Source organism: Rhodopirellula halodulae, assembly GCF_020966775.1.
Lineage (GTDB): Bacteria > Planctomycetota > Planctomycetia > Pirellulales > Pirellulaceae > Rhodopirellula > Rhodopirellula halodulae.
In genome coordinates, this window is record NZ_JAJKFV010000002.1 from 489,668 (window position 1) to 511,055 (window position 21,388).

16 protein-coding genes are annotated in these 21,388 nt (G+C 55.8%); 10 read left to right on the forward strand and 6 right to left on the reverse strand.

What is annotated here, in order from left to right:
* The first annotated feature begins 119 nt into the window (after positions 1-119).
* On the forward strand, positions 120-956 hold the full coding sequence (locus tag LOC70_RS02720) for an amidohydrolase family protein (protein WP_230251683.1): 837 nt from the start codon (positions 120-122) through the stop codon (positions 954-956).
* A gap of 152 nt (positions 957-1,108) precedes the next feature.
* On the opposite strand, the gene LOC70_RS02725 is transcribed toward LOC70_RS02720, so the two are convergent.
* The 3 genes from LOC70_RS02725 to ilvN form a co-directional block, all read right to left on the reverse strand.
* Positions 1,109-1,735, reverse strand: coding sequence for a DUF4254 domain-containing protein (locus LOC70_RS02725; RefSeq protein WP_230251684.1), 627 nt, complete (start codon positions 1,733-1,735; stop codon positions 1,109-1,111).
* A 4-nt stretch (positions 1,736-1,739) separates the two neighbouring features.
* Positions 1,740-2,744: a ketol-acid reductoisomerase gene (gene ilvC / locus LOC70_RS02730; protein WP_230251685.1), complete on the reverse strand. Its 1,005-nt coding sequence runs from the start codon at positions 2,742-2,744 to the stop codon at positions 1,740-1,742.
* A 63-nt stretch (positions 2,745-2,807) separates the two neighbouring features.
* Positions 2,808-3,347 (reverse strand): acetolactate synthase small subunit, encoded by a 540-nt coding sequence (gene ilvN / locus LOC70_RS02735; protein ID WP_230251686.1) that lies wholly within the window; start codon positions 3,345-3,347, stop codon positions 2,808-2,810.
* Between the two features lie 466 nt (positions 3,348-3,813).
* Here ilvN and LOC70_RS02740 point away from each other — a divergent pair, with 466 nt between their 5' ends.
* The 3 genes from LOC70_RS02740 to hemW are packed head-to-tail and all read left to right on the forward strand — an operon-like array spanning position 3,814 to position 6,624.
* A complete protein-coding gene (locus LOC70_RS02740; protein WP_230251687.1) occupies positions 3,814-4,617 on the forward strand; it encodes a segregation and condensation protein A in 804 nt (267 codons plus the stop codon).
* Positions 4,617-5,456: an MBL fold metallo-hydrolase gene (locus LOC70_RS02745; RefSeq protein ID WP_230251688.1), complete on the forward strand. Its 840-nt coding sequence runs from the start codon at positions 4,617-4,619 to the stop codon at positions 5,454-5,456. The genes LOC70_RS02740 and LOC70_RS02745 overlap by 1 nt, the downstream gene beginning before the upstream one ends.
* Position 5,457: 1 nt before the next feature.
* Positions 5,458-6,624 carry a radical SAM family heme chaperone HemW gene (gene hemW, locus LOC70_RS02750; protein ID WP_230251689.1) on the forward strand — a complete coding sequence of 389 codons (1,167 nt, stop codon included), beginning with the start codon at positions 5,458-5,460 and terminating at the stop codon, positions 6,622-6,624.
* A 127-nt stretch (positions 6,625-6,751) separates the two neighbouring features.
* Here hemW and LOC70_RS02755 read toward each other — a convergent pair whose 3' ends face one another.
* Positions 6,752-7,489, reverse strand: coding sequence for an AraC family transcriptional regulator (locus tag LOC70_RS02755; RefSeq protein WP_230251690.1), 738 nt, complete (start codon positions 7,487-7,489; stop codon positions 6,752-6,754).
* Positions 7,490-7,671: 182 nt separating this feature from the next.
* On the opposite strand from LOC70_RS02755, the gene LOC70_RS02760 reads away from it, so the two are divergent.
* From LOC70_RS02760 to cydB, 4 genes are all read left to right on the forward strand, one after another.
* Positions 7,672-10,881, forward strand: coding sequence for a DUF1553 domain-containing protein (locus LOC70_RS02760; protein ID WP_230251691.1), 3,210 nt, complete (start codon positions 7,672-7,674; stop codon positions 10,879-10,881).
* A 63-nt stretch (positions 10,882-10,944) separates the two neighbouring features.
* A complete protein-coding gene (locus tag LOC70_RS02765; RefSeq protein WP_230251692.1) occupies positions 10,945-12,378 on the forward strand; it encodes a DUF1501 domain-containing protein in 1,434 nt (477 codons plus the stop codon).
* Between the two features lie 275 nt (positions 12,379-12,653).
* Positions 12,654-14,129 (forward strand): cytochrome ubiquinol oxidase subunit I, encoded by a 1,476-nt coding sequence (locus tag LOC70_RS02770; RefSeq protein WP_230251693.1) that lies wholly within the window; start codon positions 12,654-12,656, stop codon positions 14,127-14,129.
* Entirely contained in the window at positions 14,126-15,154 is a 1,029-nt protein-coding gene (gene cydB, locus LOC70_RS02775) for a cytochrome d ubiquinol oxidase subunit II (RefSeq protein ID WP_230251694.1), read from the forward strand. Before LOC70_RS02770 ends, cydB begins: the two co-directional genes overlap by 4 nt.
* 17 nt (positions 15,155-15,171) lie before the next feature.
* On the opposite strand, the gene LOC70_RS02780 is transcribed toward cydB, so the two are convergent.
* Positions 15,172-17,943 (reverse strand): flagellin hook IN motif-containing protein, encoded by a 2,772-nt coding sequence (locus LOC70_RS02780; protein WP_230251695.1) that lies wholly within the window; start codon positions 17,941-17,943, stop codon positions 15,172-15,174.
* Positions 17,944-18,287: 344 nt separating this feature from the next.
* Between LOC70_RS02780 and LOC70_RS02785 the strand changes: the two genes are divergently transcribed.
* The gene (locus LOC70_RS02785; protein ID WP_230251696.1) at positions 18,288-18,761 is read left to right on the forward strand and encodes a hypothetical protein; all 474 of its coding nucleotides are present in this window, start codon (positions 18,288-18,290) and stop codon (positions 18,759-18,761) included.
* Positions 18,762-18,963: 202 nt separating this feature from the next.
* Entirely contained in the window at positions 18,964-19,530 is a 567-nt protein-coding gene (locus LOC70_RS02790; RefSeq protein WP_230251697.1) for a DJ-1/PfpI family protein, read from the forward strand.
* 46 nt (positions 19,531-19,576) lie between these two features.
* Here LOC70_RS02790 and LOC70_RS02795 read toward each other — a convergent pair whose 3' ends face one another.
* Positions 19,577-21,295: an endo-1,4-beta-xylanase gene (locus LOC70_RS02795; RefSeq protein WP_230251698.1), complete on the reverse strand. Its 1,719-nt coding sequence runs from the start codon at positions 21,293-21,295 to the stop codon at positions 19,577-19,579.
* Positions 21,296-21,388 lie beyond the last annotated feature (93 nt).

Below are 21,388 nucleotides of genomic sequence, written 5' to 3' on the forward strand. Positions count from 1 at the left end.
CGACACGACAAACACCCAACAGGTTCCCATGTTGGCGTCGCTCGATAGGATGGGGCTCGCGGCGGATTCACGCCCCGCGGAGCTTCCCCACGCCCATTTCTTCTATAGAGAAAACCAGCATGTTGATTGATTCCCACCACCACCTCTGGGCCTACGATTCGGAAGAATACGGTTGGATCAACGACCAAATGAGCGTGCTGCGTCAGGACTTCCTGGCACCACAACTCCGCGAGATCGCCGCCGAAAGTGGTGTGGACGGATTCGTCAGCGTGCAGGCGCGTCAGTCGATGCGGGAAACCGAGGCTCTGCTGAAAATCGCCCACGACGAACCGTTGATTCGAGGCGTGGTGGGATGGATTGGATTGGCCGATTCCGACGTGGAAGCACAACTGGAAAGCGTTTCGGGGCGAGAAAAGTTGGTCGGCATGCGGCACGTGGTCCAGGACGAACCCAACGATCGTTTCTTGGACGGCGAAGCATTCAATCGCGGTGTTGCGATGCTAGCCCAACACAACCTGGTGTATGACATTCTGATCTTTGCCAAACAGCTTCCCGCTGCGATTGATTTTGCCGACCGTCACGAAAGCCTGCCGATGGTGGTGGATCACATTGCCAAACCCACCATCCAAGGCGGCATCATGGACGCCGGTTGGGAAGCCGGTTTCCGCGAATTGGCGCGCCGTCCGCACCTGACCTGCAAGTTCTCGGGCGTGGCGACCGAAGTCCGAGACGCCGAATGGAACATCGACACCGTGCGGCCGTATTGGGACGTGGCTTTGGAAGCGTTCGGGCCAAAGCGTTTGATGTTTGGCAGCGATTGGCCCGTGTGCCTGCTGCGAACGGGTCACAAGCAATGGCTCGACACCGTTCGCGATTTGGCATCGGAGTTGAGTGCCGATGAACAAGCGGACTTCTTCGCCGGCAACGCGATCAAGGCCTACGGGCTGGATGCCTGAAGATGCGTGCGGATTGGCGAGGATTCGGAGCGTGATGGGTGCGATTGCCGGATGCAATTGTTGAACGTGAGGTCACGGCGGAGACCGCCGTGCTACAGGTTTTGTTTGCGAGTTCGTCGTCCGGCGGGGCCTGGCCGACAGTAGGCAAAAACTCAGCCGGTCATCTCGGGGTTGAGGCTGGGGTCATTGTACATCTTCATCTGCCGGTAGGTCTTGTGGCGTTTGCGGCCGGCAAAGAGATCATCCATCAGCGTTTGCAACGAGGCAGACAAATCTGCGTGTTGGACTTGGCAAAGCAACCAACGCGTTTCGACCTTCGTTCGATGTTCCGCGTCCACATCTTTTCGCTGCAGGTGTTCCGCGTAGTGGTACATGCGCAGCGACATGATCGACAAACGGTCGATCGCACTGCCGGGGGTCTCGGTGTTGATGGGAGCGTCTTCTGAGACAGCCACACCGGACTGATGGATCGACTCGGTGATCGCGTCGTCCAGCTTTTCGATCCAATCGTTTCGCTGTTGGTTCAAACGATCGATCGATCGTTTGACCTGGGCGATACGAGCGTCGGTCACGTTGGGATTGCGTGCGACGTCTTCTTCGTGCCAGAGCTGAAAATTAAAAGCGTGCTGCTGGCAAACCCAAGCGAGCCAACCCGAGTTCGGGTTGGCGATGGGTTCGTCATGCCACCGGCGGACGCAATCGATTTGCAATCGCGTCCAGTCTTCAACTTGGCCGGTGACCGTGGGAAGGCGGCCTGTTTGATTCGCGGGGCCGCTCACCGGATCAAACTTCTTTTTCGTCGATCCAGTTCATCATGCGACGCAGGCCGAGACCGATTTGCTCGACACCGTGCTGACGCTCGTTGCGACGTGTGGTCTTGAAGAATGGTGCACCGGCACGGTTCTCGCTGATCCACTTGCGAGCGAATTCGCCTTTTTGGATCTCTTCCAAAACGCGTTTCATCTCGGCTTTGGTTTCCTCGGTGATGATGCGAGGACCGGTGACGTAGTCGCCGTATTCAGCGGTGTTGCTGATGCTGTAACGCATGTAGCTCAAACCACCTTCGTACAACAAATCGACGATCAGCTTCAGTTCGTGCATGCACTCGAAGTAAGCCATTTCAGGTTGGTAGCCGGCTTCCACGAGCGTGTCGAAACCAGCTTTGACCAATTCGCTGACGCCACCGCACAAGACAACTTGTTCGCCGAACAAGTCGGTTTCGGTTTCTTCCGCGAAGGTGGTTTCGATGACACCACCGCGGGTGCCGCCGATGCCTTTAGCGTAGGCCAAACCGATTTGCTTGGTGGTTTCCGATGCACCGTCGCCCAAGGCGATCAATGCGGGAACGCCGCCGCCCTTTTCGTATTCGCTGCGAACCAAGTGGCCGGGGCCCTTGGGAGCGACGAGCAGGGTGTCGATGCCTTTGGGAGGCGAAATTTGACCGAAGTGAATGTTGAAACCGTGCGAACACATCAACACGTTGCCTTCGGACAGGTTGTCGCGAATCGACTCGTTGTAGATGTCAGCTTGAACTTCATCGGGAAGCAACACGTTGACGACGTCGGCTGCTTTGGTGGCTTCCGCGATCGACATGGGTTTGAAGTCGTGCGAAACGGCGAGGTCGTAGTTGGCACTGCCGGGACGCTGACCAATGATGACGTCGCATCCGCTGTCGCGGAGGTTTTGAGCTTGGGCGTGGCCTTGTGAGCCGTAGCCAAGAATCGCGACCTTTTTGCCCTTCAAGTGGGACAGGTCGGCGTCGTTTTCGTAGTAAATGGTGGCTGCCATGAGAAAGTCACTCAGGGTGTGGGGGAAAGAGATTCGGAAGGGGAGATCGAAACGGTGCCCGGCTCAAGCTTGGACGGGTTCCGCGGCGGGTTCGCTGGAAGTGATTTGCGAACCGCTGCGAACCATCGCGATGCGGCCCGTGCGGACCAATTCGACGATTCCGTAGCGATCGATTCGTTCGATGAAAGCCTGGACCTTGTTGGCTCGACCGCTGATTTCGATCATCACTTCCCCTTCGCCGACGTCGACGATTTGTCCGCGGAAGATATCGACCAATTCACGGATTTCACTGCGGACTCCGCCTGCGGGAGCCGTGACTTTGACCAGCAACAGATCGCGTTCGACGTAGTCGTTGGCGCTGATATCCAATACACGGACGACGGTGACGATTTTCTCGAGTTGTTTGCGGACTTGATCGAGAACTTGGTCGTCGCCGACGACAACAAACGTCATTCGCGAAAGCGTCGGGTCTTCGGTTTCACCGACTGCCAACGAATCAATGTTGTAGCCGCGCGAAGCGAGCATTCCCGAGATGTGAGCTAGCACTCCGGGCACGTTTTGAACGAGTGCCGAGAGCAAATGACGTTGGTTGGGACTGGCCATGAAAGTGCCTGTGAGTCGCCATGTAAGAGAAAAAAGATCGCCAATCGCGTCTGAGACGCGACAAATACGTGGAAAGGGTCGCGATCAAGAGCGACGCATGATAATTTTGGAGGTTGACGCTGCCAAGGGCCACGCTCCAAAGCCTCGAAATCGTCGCCGGATCGACCTGTCCAGACCCAATTCAGGCAGCCGATGTTCGCTCCAAAATGCTCCTGAAAACCTCTCTGAGATCGCGAAAGCGGCGGGCAAGCTCAAACGGGAGGTTGGCCGTCGCACCACTGGTCAGATTGGGCGTTGCGGGCCTCGGGCGTTCATTGGCTCCGGTGGCGTGAGTCCGGCACCTATGAAATCGGGCGTTGGAATTCGGGCGTTTAGAATTCGGGCATCTGAAACTCGAACCTGACGCCCCGGCGATTGTCACTCCTTCATCCAATTTTCCTTCTCCCCACACTCGAACGGCCAACCGATGAGCTTTCGCATTGATTTGCCGGTCTATCGCGGGCCGATCGACCTGCTGCTGTATCTGGTTCGACGCCAAGAATTGTCGCTGACTGAAATGTCGCTGGCCAAAGTCGTCGACCAATACGTCGCTCATCTGGAGGTGTTGCAAGAGCTGGATTTGGGCGAAGTCGGTGACTTTCTCGAGCTGGCGGCGACCTTGGTCGAGATGAAGAGCCAAGCCGTCTTGCCAAAGATCGAGGAAGAAACCGAAGAGGAAGCCGTCGAGGACACGCACGAACAACTCGTGGAACGACTGCTTCAATACAAAGAGATTCGAGACGCGGCGGCGGTGCTGGATGAAATGTCCACTCGCTGGCAAACTCGTTTCGAACGCGTCGCAGATGACTTGCCCACCCGGCGAAACGATCCCGCCGACCAACCCATCGTCGAACTCGAAATTTGGGACTTGGTCAGCGCCTTCGGACGGATCATGCGTGAATCGGCTGGTCCACCGGCCACCGAAGTCATCTACGACGACACTCCCATTCACATTTACATGCAGAAGATTCACCACCAACTGGCGGAACACGTTCGCGTGCCGTTGGTGGACCTGGTTCCACCGGGGCAACACAAATCGGCCTACATCGGCTGGTTCCTTGCCATGTTGGAACTCACCCGTCACCACGGCGCGGCGGTGGATCAAAACGAACAAGGCGAAATTGAAGTCGTGCGAACCGAAAAGTACTCGGACAGTTTGAACGTCAACGAGGTCGACAACTACGGAACCCAGTCGATCGACAACAGCAACATGCCGATCCGGATGCGTTGATGGTCGACAACATTCCGCTTCTCTCGCACGTCCACAACGGACTGACGATCGAGGGCTATTCCCGCGCAGCGGTGCAAACCTGTTGGCGCGTCAACGAACTGAAGTTGCTCTTTGATGTCGGAGTGCAACCGTGGGACTTCATGGGTACATCGACCATGTTCATCTCCCATGCGCACTTGGATCACATTGCCGCGTTACCCGCCTACGTTTCGCGGCGGCGGATGATGAAGATGGATCCTCCGGTGATTTACCTACCGGATTCCGCCGTGGACATGGCTTGGAAGATGCTGCAAACGTTTCGCAGCCTGGACCGCGGTGCGATGCCCTGCGAGTTGATTGGCCTGCTCGATGGCGACGAAACCAAGATTGGTCGCGAATACGTTGTTCAGTCGATGAAGGTCCATCACACGATCGATGCGTTGGGATTCATCGTTTACCAACGTCGACACAAGCTCAAACCGGAATACCTGGATCTGCCCGGCGAGAAGATTCGCGACCTGAAGATGTCAGGCACGGAGATCACCACCGAGCAACGCGTCCCCGTGTTCGCTTACACCGGTGACACCTCGCCGAAAGGATTGGACCACAATCCCGAGTTCTACGATGCGAAAATCTTGATCAGTGAATTGACTTTCGCGGCACCGGAGCATCGCCGTGCCAAGATTCATAAACATGGTCACATGCACGTGGATGACTACCGCGAACGAGCGGATCAATTCCAAAACGAATTGGTGATCGGTTCTCACGCGAGCACTCGTTACACCGACGCACAGATCAAACGGTTTGTCAAAAAGGCGTTGCCCGGAATGTTGGATGATCGGCTGAAGCTTTGGATCTGAGATGACGTCACTTCCGCCGGGAGGTTGGCCAACACCACAGTCGCTGTACGTGCATGTTCCGTTTTGCAGGCATCGATGTGGCTATTGCAATTTCAGTGTGATCTCCGGGCGAGATGATCTGCAGGATCGTTTCTTGCAAGCGGTTGAACGGGAGTTGACGTCGACTCCCGGTGCATCCCGGGCCCAGCTTCGAACCATCTTTCTCGGCGGAGGCACGCCCACGCGATTGTCGCCCGATCGTTTGAAACGTTTGCGTCAATCGATCGACGACACCTTCAGCGTTGCCGATGACGCGGAGATCACGGCGGAAGCCAACCCCGAAGACATCGATGAGGCGTGTCTGAATGCATTGCAAGACATCGACGTCAATCGCATCAGCCTCGGCGTCCAGTCGTTTGATGCGGACAAATTGCGTTGTTTGGAACGAGGCCACAATCGCGAATCCGCGTTGGCGGCAATCGAAGCGGCGGCCGAACGAATTGGAAACGTGTCGATCGATTTGATCTTTGGTGCCCCGGGAGAAACCTTGGAAAGCTGGAAGACTGATCTAGCGATCGCGTCGCAGTCACCAATCACGCACGTGTCCACCTATGCGTTGACGTTTGAAAAAGGCACCTCGTTCTGGTCACGACGATCACGAGGCGATTTGTCCGAAGTGGATGAATCTCTCGAACTGCAAATGTACGAAGCCGCCCAACATCAGTTTTCCCAGAACGCTTGGCAACAATACGAGATCAGCAGTTTCGCGAACGGTCCGCATCGTTGCCGGCACAATTTGGCTTACTGGGCGGGCAACGGCTGGCTCGCGGTGGGACCGGGAGCGGCTCGGTTTGTGGATGGCAAGCGGGAAGTCAATCACCGCAGCACCACGACTTACATCAAACGCATGTTGAACGACGGTGTTGCAACCGACGAAATCGAAGCCATCACGTTGGAACAATACGCGAGAGAACTGGCGGCCTTCGGAGTGCGTCAGCTCGACGGGATCGACCTTGCCATGGTCCATGATCGCACTTCGATCGACTTGGAAACGGTGCTTTCCCAAACGCTGACCAAACTTCAATCGATGGAACTGGTCACGTATCACAATCACCATCTCAGACTCACCCAACGCGGCATCCTATTCGCGGACACCGTCGCAACCGCTCTGCTGTCCGAGCCCGAGTGAACCGTCGTCCTCAACGTCCTTGCTTGTTGTGATGAATGACGGGTGAGAGCATTGGTTGATGTTGGAAATCAGTTTGGCAGGGAACGTTGCCTGGCGGAACAATTGTTCGACTCAGGTGGATTGGCGTTCAACCCTGGTTCCGTTTGCGATACTCCGTCGGCGACATGTTCATGATGCGTTGGAAGCTTCGGCTGAAGTGGGCGTGGTCGTAGAAGCCGCATCGCTGAGCGATGGAAGTCACTCGGTCGTCTGTTTCCCGCAACTTACGAGCCGCGTTTTCGACCCGCACGCGAATCAAGTATTGGCGTGGTGAGCTACCAAACGCTAATCGGAACCGGCGTTCAAAGTGGCTGGCCGAGAGGCTGGCCATCTCCGCCAAGTGCCCGGTGGGAATGTCCTCGCGATAGTGCTCGTGAATGTACTGCATCACTTGCTCCATCGAGTCGGCACTGCCGGATTGCATCCGTTCGACTTGGCGGGAAAAGCCAGCGACACCGATCACCCGACCGCGACGATCTTTCAGTGGGATCTTGCTGGTGGTCACCAAGCGTGGCGAACCCGCCTCTTCCGGTGCACTTTCAATTCGGTTGATGATCGCTTCTTTGGACCGCATGACCTGCAGATCATCCTCGCGGTATTCGTCCGCCCGCGTCTTGGGAAAGAAGTCGTGGTCCGTCTTTCCGATGGCCTCGTCCTCTGAGTGGATGCCGCAATATTCACATCCACGACGATTCAGTGCCATGAATCGACCTTGGCGGTCTTTCACAAAAAACGACACGTCCGGCAGCCAATCAAACAACTTTAGCACCTGTTGACCGGGTGCGAGTCGGTCAAAGAAAGCCTCTTTGTCGAGTGTCTTTTTCATGCTGTTTTTTTACACAAGAATAATCATTGCATGCAAGACAATCGAGGTGGACGTGAGAAGAATGTCCGATGAATTGACAGCCTTTGGACGACCACAAGCGAGTTCAAGTCTATACAGACACGAGCCGTCCCTCGGATTCTGTCCCCACGTCGGCAATCCCTCCCCACCTCTGCCAATCAACCATGTTCGTTTCGAATCGAAAAACCATTCCTCTGTTGCTGGCTTGTTGGGCGGTTGCGGCCGTTCAAGGTCGAGCGGCGGACGAAATTGATTTCAACCGTGATATTCGCCCCATTCTTTCGGACCGTTGTTACTTCTGCCATGGACCGGACGAAGCCAACCGCGAAGCGGGGCTACGACTGGATGACCGCGAAGAAGCGGCTTATGTGCTGGAAACCGAAGAACTGCTCGACCGAATCGACAGCGATGATCCGTACATGCAGATGCCACCTCCGGATTCGAATTTAGATTTGTCGGCGGAGCAAAAGGCTCTGCTGCGGCGCTGGATCAACGAAGGGGCTCCCTACGCGACCCATTGGTCGTTCGAAAAACTTCCTACTGAAGTCGAGGTTCCCGAAGTCAACCATGAAACGTGGTCACGTCAAACGTTGGACCGTTTCGTGCTCGCCAAAATCGAAGACGCCGGTGCCAAGCCCAATGCCGAGGCGGATCCCCTGCGTTGGTACCGCCGCGTTACGTTGGACCTGACCGGTTTGCCGCCAACAATCGAAGCCATCGAGAAGTTCGAGGCTGCAGTCAGGATCGACCAAGAGAATGCCTACGAAGAAGCCGTCGATGAGCTGTTGCAATCGCCTTCGTTTGGCGAGCACATGTCCATCGCATGGTTGGATGTCGCTCGGTACGCCGATTCATACGGTTACCAAAGTGACAAACTGAACACGCAGTGGCCTTATCGTGATTGGGTCGTGCGAGCCTTCAACGAGAACCTTCCCTATGACGATTTTCTGACCTGGCAAATCGCCGGGGACCTGCTCGAAAATCCCACACGGGAACAGCAACTGGCCACCGCCTTCAATCGGATCCACCGTTTGAATAACGAAGGCGGCGCGGTTTTTGAAGAGTGGCGCATTGAGAATGTGGCGGACCGAGTCCACACGTTCAGCACGGCGGTCATGGGTTTGACGTTGGAGTGTGCACGGTGCCACGACCATAAATACGATCCGATCTCAGCTCGCGAATTTTATTCGTTGTCGGCATTCTTCAATTCGATTGATGAAAGCGGCGTTTACGACCGCACGGAAAAAGTCCCGTGCCCGTCTCTATTGCTTCCCACCGAGGAACAGTCCGCTGAGTTGGCCGCCGCTCGCGTCGAACTGACCAAACAAGAAGAACGCTACGCCGACGAAGTCGACCAAGCAAAAGAACGTTTCCAGTTGGTGACGCCCCAAACAGTCGTTCCAAACTCCATTCCGGATTTGCGGCTTGCTTTGTCGTTTGATCGCAAATTCAACAACTCGATCAAAGATCTTTACCATCCATCGGAGTCGGATCGGGCCTGGGCCGCGATGGTCGATTTGGTGGAAGTCAATGACTCGGACATCCCCCGGCTCGATGCTTCCATCGCCGATGACGACAAAGCTTTGACAGCGAAGGGCACTCAGGACGACCAGGTTGACTCCTCACCGACTCGTAGAGCGTTGAAGCTTGACGGCGAACGCGGTGTGACGACTCACGGAATCGAACCACTGGATCGCTGGATGCCGTTCAGCATTGTGGTCACTCTGAAGGACACTGAACGTTCGACCGAACGAAGCTTGATCGTTCACCACACCCGAGGAACGGACTGCGGCTACAACGGCTACGACCTGACCATCCAAGATGGCCATCTCGAATCACGATTGGCTCGCGTTTGGCCCGGCAATGCAATCAGCGTCAAAACGGTGAATCCCATTCCGGCCGATCAATGGCATCAAGTGTGTGCGACCTACGATGGGTCCTCCACCGCCGCTGGACTGAAGCTGTACCTCGACGGCCAGGAGCTTGAGACCATCACGTTACGGGATGCAGTCAAAAAATCCGCCAACGTCAAAGTGGATCACGGCGGTGAGTTTGTGATCGGGCAGCGTTTCCGTGCTCGCGGTTTTGCCGGAGGCTTGATCGACGACGTCCGTTTGTACGATCGTGACCTGACCGCGCTCGAACTCCGCGTGTTAGCAACCGGCGAACCTCAATCGGCGGACGCGGCAACATACGTTTCGGCATTCGATGAAAAGGCTCGAGAGGCCTTCGCCAAACTGCGTCAATCGCGGCATGCGTTCGTGATGGCCGAAGAGGTGATCCAAGAGGTCCCCATCATGCGAGAGATGCAGCAACCACGCGAAACTCACTTGCTGGCTCGAGGGGAATACAACGCGGAAACCAATGAATCGACTCGTGTTCAACGGGAAGTTTTGGGTGCTTTGCCCATTCCCTTTCCGGAAGATGCACCGCAAGACCGGCTTGGTTTGGCCCGTTGGGTCACGCACCCCGATCATCCGCTGACCGCTCGCGTGGCCGTCAATCGTTTGTGGGGCAACTTCTTTGCCGAACCGTTGGTTCGCACCCCTGAAAACTTTGGCCTGCAGGGCGATCTGCCCACACACCCGAAGTTACTTGACTGGCTGGCCAGAGACTTCGTCGACCATGGATGGGACATGCAACGACTGTGTCGCAACATCGTATTGTCGTCGACCTATCGCCAAGACTCACGCTGCACTCAGGAGCAATACGACGCGGACCCCACCAACCAACTGCTGGCTCGCGGTCCTTCGTACCGCCTCGCGGCCGAACAAATTCGCGATCTTGCACTCGCCGCGGCAGGCTTGTTGAATCCAGAGATGGGTGGACCGCCGGTCTCGCCCTACCAACCCGGCGAAGATTTGTGGCGTGAATCCAACGGCATGTCGCCACCGTACCAACAGTCGGTCGGCAAATCGCTGTATCGACGTTCGTTGTATTCGGTTTGGAAACGAACCTCGCCGCTACCCAACATGATGGTGTTTGACGCGACTTCACGTGAGGTCTGCACGGTGAAACGTTCGCGGACCAACACTCCGCTTCAAGCCTTGGTGCTGCTGAACGACGAACAGTTCATCGAGGCCGCGCGTGTGCTCGCTTCGACGGTGCTGGACCAGGCGTCGCTTTCAGATCGCATTGACGCTGCCTTTTTGCAGTTGGCCGGTCGCCACCCTGACGCGACCGAAATGGAACAGCTAACGACGCTGTATGAACGCGAGCAGAAGTTCTTCGATGAGAACCCGGATGCAGCCAAGGCATTTCTGTCGATCGGCGAAAGAGACCTACCGAAAAACGTGACGCTGAAGGATTTGGCCGCCACCACTTCGCTTTGCCAAGTGATCCTCAACCTCGACGCCACCATTTGGAAACGCTAAGTCAAATTCGCGTTTCGCATTCATCCCCACCCAACACTTCGCATCCATTCTGCGAGCCATCTCATGACACCTGATTTCGCCCTGCAATCGCAACGTCGCGTTTTTTTGAAACAAGCAACCTCAACCGTGGGTGCTGCGGCCCTGGCGCACTTGCTCGGCCGAGAAAACGTTTCCGCAGCCACCGCGTCGCCTTCGACCAATGGTTTGCACTTTGCTCCGAAGGCCAAGCGGATCATTTACCTGTTTCAATCCGGCGGTCCCGCCCAACAAGACTTGTTTGACCACAAGCCGATGCTGGAACAGATGCACGGGAAGGAATTGCCACCCGAAGTCCGCGGCGGTCAACGATTGACGGGGATGTCCGTGAATCAAAGTTCGCTTCCCGTCGCGGCATCCAAGTTCAAGTTTTCACAACACGGCGAATCCGGGGCTTGGCTCAGTGAGTTGTTGCCATACCACCGCGACATCGTCGACGACGTGTGCTTCATCAAATCCATGCACACCGAGGCGATCAATCACGACCCGGCCATCACGTTCTTCCAAACCGGTTCGCAGATTGCCGGCCGGCCGTCCTTGGGGTCGTGGATCTCTTACGGTTTGGGCAGCGAAAACGATGAACTTCCCGCGTTTGTGGTTTTGGTCACCAAAGGGCAGGGCGGGCAACCGCTGTACTCACGGTTGTGGGGCAACGGTTTCTTGGATTCGAAATATCAAGGCGTCCAATTCCGAGGTGGTGAAGATCCGGTTTTGTATCTCTCCAACCCCAACGGCATCTCTCGGGATCACCGCCGTCAACAATTGGATGTGATCAACCAACTGAACGCGCATCAATTTCAACGTGAGTTTGATCCGGAGATTGAATCTCGAATCGCGCAATATGAAATGGCGTTCAAGATGCAATCGAGTGTTCCAGACGCGACCGACTTTTCCGATGAACCGGAATCGACGTTTGAAATGTACGGGGAAGACGCTCGCCAACCGGGAACTTTCGCCGCCAACTGTTTGCTGGCACGGCGGTTGGCTCAGCGTGACGTTCGATTCATTCAGTTGTACCATCAAGGATGGGACCAGCATTCGAACCTTCCCAAAGGCATCACCGGCCAAGCGAAGGAAACCGATCAAGCATCAGCGGCACTTGTGAAGGACCTGAAACGCTTGGGCATGCTGGATGACACACTTGTGATTTGGGGCGGCGAATTTGGTCGCACGTCTTACTCGCAGGGCACGCTGACGCCTGGCAATTACGGTCGCGACCACCATCCACGTTGCTTCACGACTTGGATGGCCGGCGGTGGGATTCGACCGGGGGTCAGCCACGGAACGACGGACGAATTCAGCTACAACGTCGTGGAAGATGGCGTGCACGTGCATGACTTCAACGCGACGATCCTGCATCTAATGGGCATCGATCACGAACGATTGACCTACAAGTATCAGGGTCGCCGATTCCGATTGACCGACGTGCATGGTCACGTGGTTCAAAACATCTTGGCTTGAGACGACGATTGGTTGGCACCAATCGAACGCTGGGCGATTGCTTTCCGCACCTCTTCAGTGAATCGATTGGCCAATGGCTAGCTCGGTGAAGGTTTGGATAGGCTAAGAGCGTCGCGCCGCAATGTGACGCTTCGCCACAGCTGTTCGGTTTGCCAAGGCCTGCAATAATCCAATGAGTTGGCTTGCAGTGCCATCGCGATTTGCCGGGAAAACTCGGCTCCTGGTGTGGCTCGCATCTCAACGTACCCATCAACGTTTCCCCCAGGAACTTCCCCATGATGGACGTCGAAATCCTGAGCCGTTTGCAGTTTGCTGGAACGATCATGTTCCACTATCTGTTCCCGCCATTGTCCATCGGGTTGGGGCTGCAGTTATTTCTCTGCGAGTTGTCGTACTACCGAACCCGGAATCCAGTTTGGGAAGCCGCCGCGAGGTTCTGGACGCGGATCTTCGCCGTGAATTTCGCGATGGGCGTGGCGACCGGGATCGTGATGGAGTTCGAGTTCGGCACAAACTGGGCGGCCTATTCGCGATTTGTGGGCGACGTGTTTGGTTCTGCCTTGGCGGCGGAGGGGATCTTCGCGTTCTTTCTTGAAAGTGGTTTCCTAGCGGTGTTGGTGTTTGGTTGGGATCGGGTCGGTCCGACCATGCATCTCTTCAGCACGCTGATGGTGTTCTTGGGGTCGATGTTCAGCGCGGTGTGGATTGTTGTCGCGAATAGTTGGCAGCAAACACCTGCGGGCTATCACATCGTTTGGCACGACGTGCAAGGCGAGTCCATGCCTCGCGCGGAGATCACGGATTTTTGGGCGATGGTGTTCAATCCATCTTCGGTCGATCGTCTGACACACACCTTGATCGGTGCGTTGGTACTCGGTGCGTTCTTTGTCGCGTCGGTTTGTTCGTTCTATCTGTTGAAGAATCGACACGAAGACATCGCACGAAAGTGTCTTTCGATTGCTCTTCCGACTTCACTGCTGTTCACGTTCTTGGCGGCGATCACCGGTCACGACTCCGCTCAAAAATTGGTCGAAACCCAGCCCGCCAAACTGGCCGCGCTGGAAGCTCATTTCGAAACCCGTAATGAACCAACGGGGCTCTACCTTTTCGGATGGCCCGACGCGGAACAAGAGACCGTTCACATGGGGATCCAAGTCCCCAACTTGCTGAGCTTGATGGTCTACAACGATCCGACGAAGCCTGTTCCGGGCATGGATCAAATTCCCAAAGACGAACGCCCACCGGTTTGGTTGCCATTTCAAACGTTCCATTTGATGGTCGGTTTGGGAACGATGATGATCGGAGTCGCGGCGTTGGCGTGTTGGTTTTGGTTTCGGCAAACGCTTGATTCCAAACGCTGGTTGCTGTGGGTTTTGGTGTTCATGCCGATCGCCGCCATGACGGCGAACCAAGCCGGGTGGATCACGGCTGAGGTGGGACGTCAGCCCTGGATCGTGTACCCATCCGTGCAGAACGGGGTGGAGATGATAGGCCTCAGAACGGCGGACGGCCTAAGCGAATCAGTGACCGCCGAACAAGTGTTAAGTTCGATCATCTTGTTTGGAATCATCTATTCCATGTTGTTCGCGGTTTGGGTGTTCGTCCTGAATCACAAAATTCAACACGGTCCTGAATCGGTGGAGGCGTTGCTCGCACATAAAGCGGGCCTGCGTCCGCAAAGCATGTCGGAGCAATTCGAACAAACGGGGAAATCCCACGGCGGTGACTTTCTGGAGGAGGACTCCCAATGAGTTACGACACGCTCACGTTCATCTGGTTTGTGCTGCTTGGTGTTCTGCTCTGTGGTTACGCCATCTTGGACGGCTTTGATCTTGGCGTCGGGATCCTGCACCCATTCCTCGCCAAAGATGACCGTGAACGACGGTTGGTGATGAACTCCATCGGTCCCCTTTGGGATGGAAACGAAGTCTGGTTGGTGACGTTCGGTGGTGCTTTGTTCGCCGCATTCCCCGTGGCTTACGCGACCGTGTTCAGCAGTTTTTACACAGCGTTCTTCCTGCTGCTCACGTGTCTGATTGGAAGAGCGGTGAGTCTGGAGTTTCGCTCGAAGGTTCATTCCAACGCTTGGCGTCGGATTTGGGACACTGGCTTCTTTCTGTCATCGACGTGTGCCGCATTGTTGCTAGGAATTGCGGGCGGCAATGTGATGCAGGGGATGCAGCTGGGTGCCAAGTATGAATATCAAGGCAGCTTGCTGGAACAACTCAGTTGGTACCCGTTGCTGGTTGGCCTGCTGACAGTGGCGTTGTTCGCACTGCATGGCTGCATCTATTTGTACTTAAAAACTGAGCACGAACTGCAGCGAAGGGCGAAAGCGTCAATCACGCCGTTGTTCTATGCCTTCGCGTTGCTGTATGCGATTGTCACGCTGGCAACTTGGTGGCATGTTCCTCACGCAACCGAGAACATCGCCAACTACCCGCTGCTTTGGATCGTTCCGATCTTGAACGCGTTGGCCGTGCTGAACATTCCCCGAGCCATGCACCTTGGCAAACCTGGCTACGCATTCTTTTCATCCACGATGGTGATTTTGGCGCTGGCGTCTTTATTCAGCGTGGCGATCTATCCCAATTTCATGTTGTCGACGATCGACCCCGAGTTCAGCATCACGCTGCAAAATGCTCGAAGCAGTCAAAACACGTTGCAAACGATGCTGATCATCGCCGGATTGGGAATGCCTTGCGTGCTGAGCTACACGGTGATCATCTATTGGATTTTCCGTGGTAAAGTTCGGCTGGAACCCAATAGCTACTGATTGCTCAATTCACCGGTTCACACGATCTGGTCAAGCAACAAACCGGACAGTGAACGACCGCGTGCAGGCGAAGCGCCGAACAACGACTGCAGCTTGCTCAGTGATTCTTTCGCCACACCGTAGGCATCCAGGGCGTGAACATTCTGGCTATCGAAGTCTCCTCCCGATGCCAGTTGAAACAGATCGTTGAGCACGACCTTCGTGGCTTCCAAGGTGGTGCCCGTCAGCGCCGCGTATCGATTGGACTCGTAGGACGCCTCCGCTGATCCATTTGCCGAGATTGTGAAGTTATCGAAGCTGCCTCGAAAGTTGTTGGCCAAGTCGAACGCGAGTCGGACACCGTCTTGCTCAAACTCATATCGCCCATCAACTCTTAAAACGTCCTTCCCATTGATCTGCAATCGTTCTTCGCTGGCGTTCGCACGATAGGTGGTGGGCGTTCCGGTGCGGCGATGCGGGGTTGAAAGCGAGTCGACATCAAACGTGTCGAACGCTCCCACGTATCCGTTGGTGAAGGCGACATCGATGGACTGTTCACCGACGGACACCTCAAAGGTGTCATCGTTCGAGGTGTAAAGCTGCCCGTTGATGGTTGCTTGCCCGGCCTGGCCATACGCGTAACCATCCTCATCACCACCCGATACCGCGAATTCATCTTCGATGGATGACAACGTAATCGTGTCCAACGCACCTTGGAATCCACTGGTGACATCAAACGAGAATTCAGCCGATTCAATCGTGAGGTCAAACTCGTTTCCGTCAGCAACAAAAGCTTGCCCGTTGATCGTTGCTTCAGCATCGACGCCATATGCCGTTCCCGTTTCGTCACCCCCGGACAGATCGAAACTGCCATCGGAGGTGGTGACGGTGATTGGATCGAGCGTTCCGGCGAAACCGGGCTGCAATTCAAACGTGTAGGAACCCAATGCGTCCGCGTAGGCGACTTCATTCCCGTCGGCCGTGACGCTGGTTCCATTCAGCGTGAGTTGGGCGTCCGTGCCCGCGGCGTTGCCGTTTCCATCGCCGCCGTTGGTATCGAAGCTTCCTGATACGACATCAATCTCGACAATTGCATCGGAGCCGTAGCCGTCGCTTCGCAGTGTGAGATCCCCGTTGGACACGGAAGCGACCACTCCCGTATCGCCGGTTCGCGAATTGATGTCGTCTCGGATTGATGTCAACGACTGGAAGGTGCTGACACTGAAACGAGCCGTGCCCAGCTCGCCAGTCAAATCAAACGTTCCGGATGCTGGTGCCGCATTCAAGAAGCCTTCGTAAACCAGTTCGGCTTGGGTCGCTGCCTGATCGACTGTCCCGTTGATGGTGTTGGTCGAGCGTGGCTCGGACGACACCACGTTGAAGTTTGAGACTTGAGACGCATTGGCTCCATCGACGCTGGTGTACTGCGTGATGTCATCAAGCTGGACCTGAATGCTTTCTGACGAACCGACTTCTTGACCACTGAACTGCAGTGTGTTTCCATCGAGCGTTGCGGTGACGCCGGTCGATGCCGTTTCTGCATTGATGCGATCACGTACGGACGAAAGGGCTTCTCCTTGAGCAATCGCGAATTGCTCACTGCCCAAATCACCGGTCAACGTGAAAACCGCCGTGTCAGCGACCGTTCCCGCGTTGCCTGTGTACTGCAGCTTGGCCGTATCCGACGCGGTGGTGACCGAACCCGAAAGTTGAACTTCGGCACCGTCTGCAATGCTTTGCAAATCGAAGCGAGGGATCTGGCCCGCATTGACGCCTTCGACGGTCGGACGGAACTGACGCACGACGTTGGAAAGTCTCAGCTGAGCGTCTTCGCCACGTTGCTGCGATTCCAACCGCAGTTCGTTTCCGTGCACTTCCGCTATGACTCCGGTGAACGCCGAAACGTTGTTGATTTTCTCCGCGAACGACAGAATGGATTCACCACGCGTGACTTCGACGCTGTTGGATCCGAGTTCGCCTGTCAAATCGAAAGACGCCGACCCCGTCACGAATCCGCCAGTCGTTCCGCGATAGGTCAGTCGAGCCACGGATGCTGATGTATCGACACGGCCTTCGAAAGTCTCCGAGATGCCTTCGGGCAATCGGCTGATGTCCACCGAATCAATTTGAGAAGCGTTGACGCCGACCAGTTGGTTCTCGCCATACGAACGTCCGGTGCGAATGGGACGAACCGTCGCTTCCAAAGCACCGCCACCGCGCGACGTCAGCTGAAGCTTGCCATTCACCTCACGAGCCGCAACGCCGTAGTTTTTCGAGTTGATCTGCTGAGCCATTCCGACGATGGATCGTCCCGGTTGGAATTGAATTCGACGATCGGATTCGCCGACTTTCAAGTCCAACGCACCACCACTTTGCAGCCGCGCAGCATCGTTGATCAAAACAGATGCCTTGCTGGCCTCTTGTGACAACCCACCGGAGAATCTCGCGGACGCGTTGGGTGGCAATGACAGGATTTCGAGGTTTTGAATTTGCCCCTCGTCCAAACCTCGAATCACTGCATTGCTCGACCCACCCAAAGTCAGTGGCTGCCCTATCAAGTCACTGATTTCGGAAAGCGCGGTGTCAATCGACCCTTGAAATTGCTCGAACGAAGCACCCTGACGTGCCGCGCCGAGTAGCTTCTCACTGATACCGGCCACCAATGAATTGATTCGATCCGACGTCGTATCGACGCGTCGAACGAGTGTTTCGCTTTCGGTCTGACTGGGTGCGCGAGCACTCAGCTTGAAGTTCTCTACCAAGAGAGAACGGCCTGCGAAACTGGCGGTTGAGCTGGAGCTGATTGTCATCGTAGGGGTACTTGGTTTCGAACAGCACGCTGTTCAGTTCACCTAAGAAGGAACCCCCCGGCTCCACGACGCTTCGCACGAAACGTCACCTAAAACCTATGTTACTTTTTCGCATGGGGTCTGAAAAATCTGGCTTTTCATCCGAAATTTCGAACTTCGAATTGGACGCGTCACGTTCTGTGTGCACCTTGCCGAGTCGAAGTCTGCAACGCTTGCATGAATTCGAGATCGGAATTCAATGAAGTTTCAAGGAGGTTGTTGCTTCAGAGGTTCTTCGCGTCTGGACAAGCGCCTCATACCACCGTTTTCTAGCGGGCTCTCAGATCCAACCTGGAGTCAGCGTTTTGACATTCTTGATCCAACTCATCGGACTGCCGCTGGCAGTCGTCTTGGGGACACTGTCCGCCATCCTGTTCACGCTTGCGTTGACGTTGTTGCTTCGCTTCCGCAACGCACAAGTTTTGGCAGCGTTCCAACCGCTGGCATGGCTTCCCGTGGTCGCGGGTTTGGTGTCGTCGTTGACCAGCATGCTGTCATCGATCGGTTTGCAGCTTGGTGAAGACGACGCCATGGTGGGCAGCTCGAGCTTGCTGCTGCAGATGTCGCTGGTCCCGTTGCTGGCGTCATTCGTCGCCAGCCTCCCCGCAGTTCTGGTGGCAAGTTTTGGGCGTTACCTGCTTGTTTGGAACGCCAGTGGCCTACGCTGGTTTCCGGCCAGACCAGAAACCAATTCCAACACCACCCAAGAGTTGGACTCCGACGCATGGGTGGCTCGCGAAACGGATGACTACTTGGACAAACTGGTACGGCCTCGATAGTCACCGCGATTGCTCCGCCATCCCTCGATGCAGAATGGACGCTCATCGAATCGTTCAGGATGGTGTGTTCTCGATTGCGCAGCGGCTAAGCTGTTGGGTTTGCGGTGGGCGTCGGATCGTCCTTTCTGAGTGTCCGTCCGCCGCCGAGCCATCTCCCGGGTCCGTCTCCGGGATCACAGAGTCCGACTTGGAAAATCCCAACATGGAAAAAGTGCTGATCGTCATCGGCGACGCAACCGAACTGCTGGACACGATGTATCCATACTACCGACTGCAGGAAGCTGGATTTCAACCGGTCGTGATCGCACCTGAAAAGCGTCTCTACCAACTGGTTTTGCACGAAATCAAACCGGGCTGGACGATCACCAAAGAATGGGAAGGCTACACGCTGGATTGCGACGTGCCCTTTTCCAAAGTGAAGGAAGAGGACTACGCGGGAATCTTCTTTTCCGGCGGTCGAGCACCGGAGTACATCCGCTACGACGAAGACCTCGTCCGAATCACACAACACTTCTTTGACACCAACAAACCCATCGCCAGCGTTTGCCACGGCGTCGAGATCCCCGCCTACGCCGATCGCGTCCGCGGACGCCGCATGGCCACCGTTGCGAAGTGCCAATTCGACCTAGAAGTTTGCGGCGGGATCTTCGTCGACGAACCATGCGTCATTGATGGCAACCTCGTCAGCGGACGCACTTACCGCGACAACGGTTTTTATATCGGACCATGGATCCAACAACTCGAAGCCGCTCGCGATTCCAAGCGCTAGAACTTCCGTTGGCATCATACGAATTGATGGACCAGCCACGCCGTGCTCATTGGCCAATGCGGTTGAAGTACCAGACTTGGCTGGACCAATCCGCGGGTGGATGCAAACGAACCTCGGGGCCTGGCACATAGTCGCCGGCTGAGTTCTGACCCTGAGCCTCGCGGGTCAAAACGCCGTCTTCCGGTGCCCATCCGTTGACCAACTGAAAGCCACCATTGCCGGCCGGAATGAAGAACCACTGCTGGCTCGTCCAAGCCTCGTTGAGAGCCTGCATCCCGACGGTACCGCCAGGCAGAATTTGGTTGGGATCGTCTCTGGGTGCGGGTTGCCGAGTCAGGTAGTCCGCTCCGTCATCCCACAGGTTTCGGATTCGATAAGCACTGGCGTCGATCCGTTCGAGTTCCCACTTCAAACTGGACCAAGTCTCGGACTGTTCGTCCAATCGCTCCGCATAGACGTCCGTGCCCGGAACGTATTGGCCATCTGAATTGGGTTGACCAAAACGAGCCAGGTAGGACGTTTGCCAGTCCCAACCGCTGGTCACTCGGTAGGTGTTGAATGATCGATCGAGCAACGTCGCTTGCATTTGCAAATAGGCCAACTTTGGCGAGATCGGAACCACGCCATCACCGCCTGCGATTGGCGTTGCAAACATGGACGTTCCGGGTGGCACGATCGTGTCTGAAAAACCCGGTCGACGATCGGCCAAGGTCAGAGTGAAGTCCGTGTTCTGCAGCCATGATGTTTCATCGGTGTAGTCCCACATCAAGAACGACTTGCAAGCCGGTTGCTCCAATGCAATCTGCAACAAATTCGAAAACACGCGAGCTTGTCGTTGAAGTTGTTCCGATGTCGGCGGACTGCCCGCCGGGTCTTGGGTGTGCACGGCGGCCACATCGCACTCGGTGATGAAGACCTGAAAACCCTCGTTGGCAAACCGCTGAAAGTTTTCACGGATGCTGTCGTAATTGGGTTCGTAGCGGAGGTCCAGCCAGTGGTTTTGAAAGCCCACTCCGTCGATCGGGACGCCTTGGTCTCGTAGCCGTTTGCACAGCGCCAACAACCGATCCGATTTATCGTTGACCGTTTCGGCAGAATATTCATTGAGAATCAGCAACGCGTTTGGATCGGCATCATGAGCCCACTCAAACGCTTTTGCGATGTATTCCGGGCCCATCGCCGCGTACTCCTTGTATGGCACGAAGTTCTCACCGGTACCCAGCCCGATGCGAAGCCCGTCGTCGTCCATCACATCGCCGTTGTCGCCGATGACTTCATTGACCACGTCCCAAACCCAGACCCCGCCGGATACGCTGCCCGCCATCGTGGAGGTGTACTGCTGGAGAACTTCCTCGACCTCTTCGTCCGGTAAGTTTTGAAACCAGGGCAAGCGAACGTTTTCGGTTGGATAGACCAACACATGAGCGTGAACCTGCATTCCATTTTGGACCGCCCACGCCACGTTGCGCGTCAAACCAGACGTATCGATTGGCTGAGTCGGGTCGGTCCACGGACCAAACGGCATGAAAGCCTTGGCCGTGACGGCGTTGAATTCCGATCGAGCCAAATCAAGGACCGGCGTGTTGAGCGACTGAGTGTCATACCCACCCATGACTCCGCCGATCGCGAAATCTGGGGGAGCCAAGTCTTTCAACCGATCGCCGGGAAACGTCTCCTGAGCAGCTAATCGCGAAGGGACCTCCGCCGCAAGTAACAACAGCACCAAGCACGAGCCAAGGAGGGAAACACTTTTGATTGAGAGCATGGTGCGACGGCCAGAGGAATCGTGCGGGACATGGAGATCCGAGGGATCTCACGTGCGCCCGATTGTAGACCGACCTGATCAAAGATTCAGGCA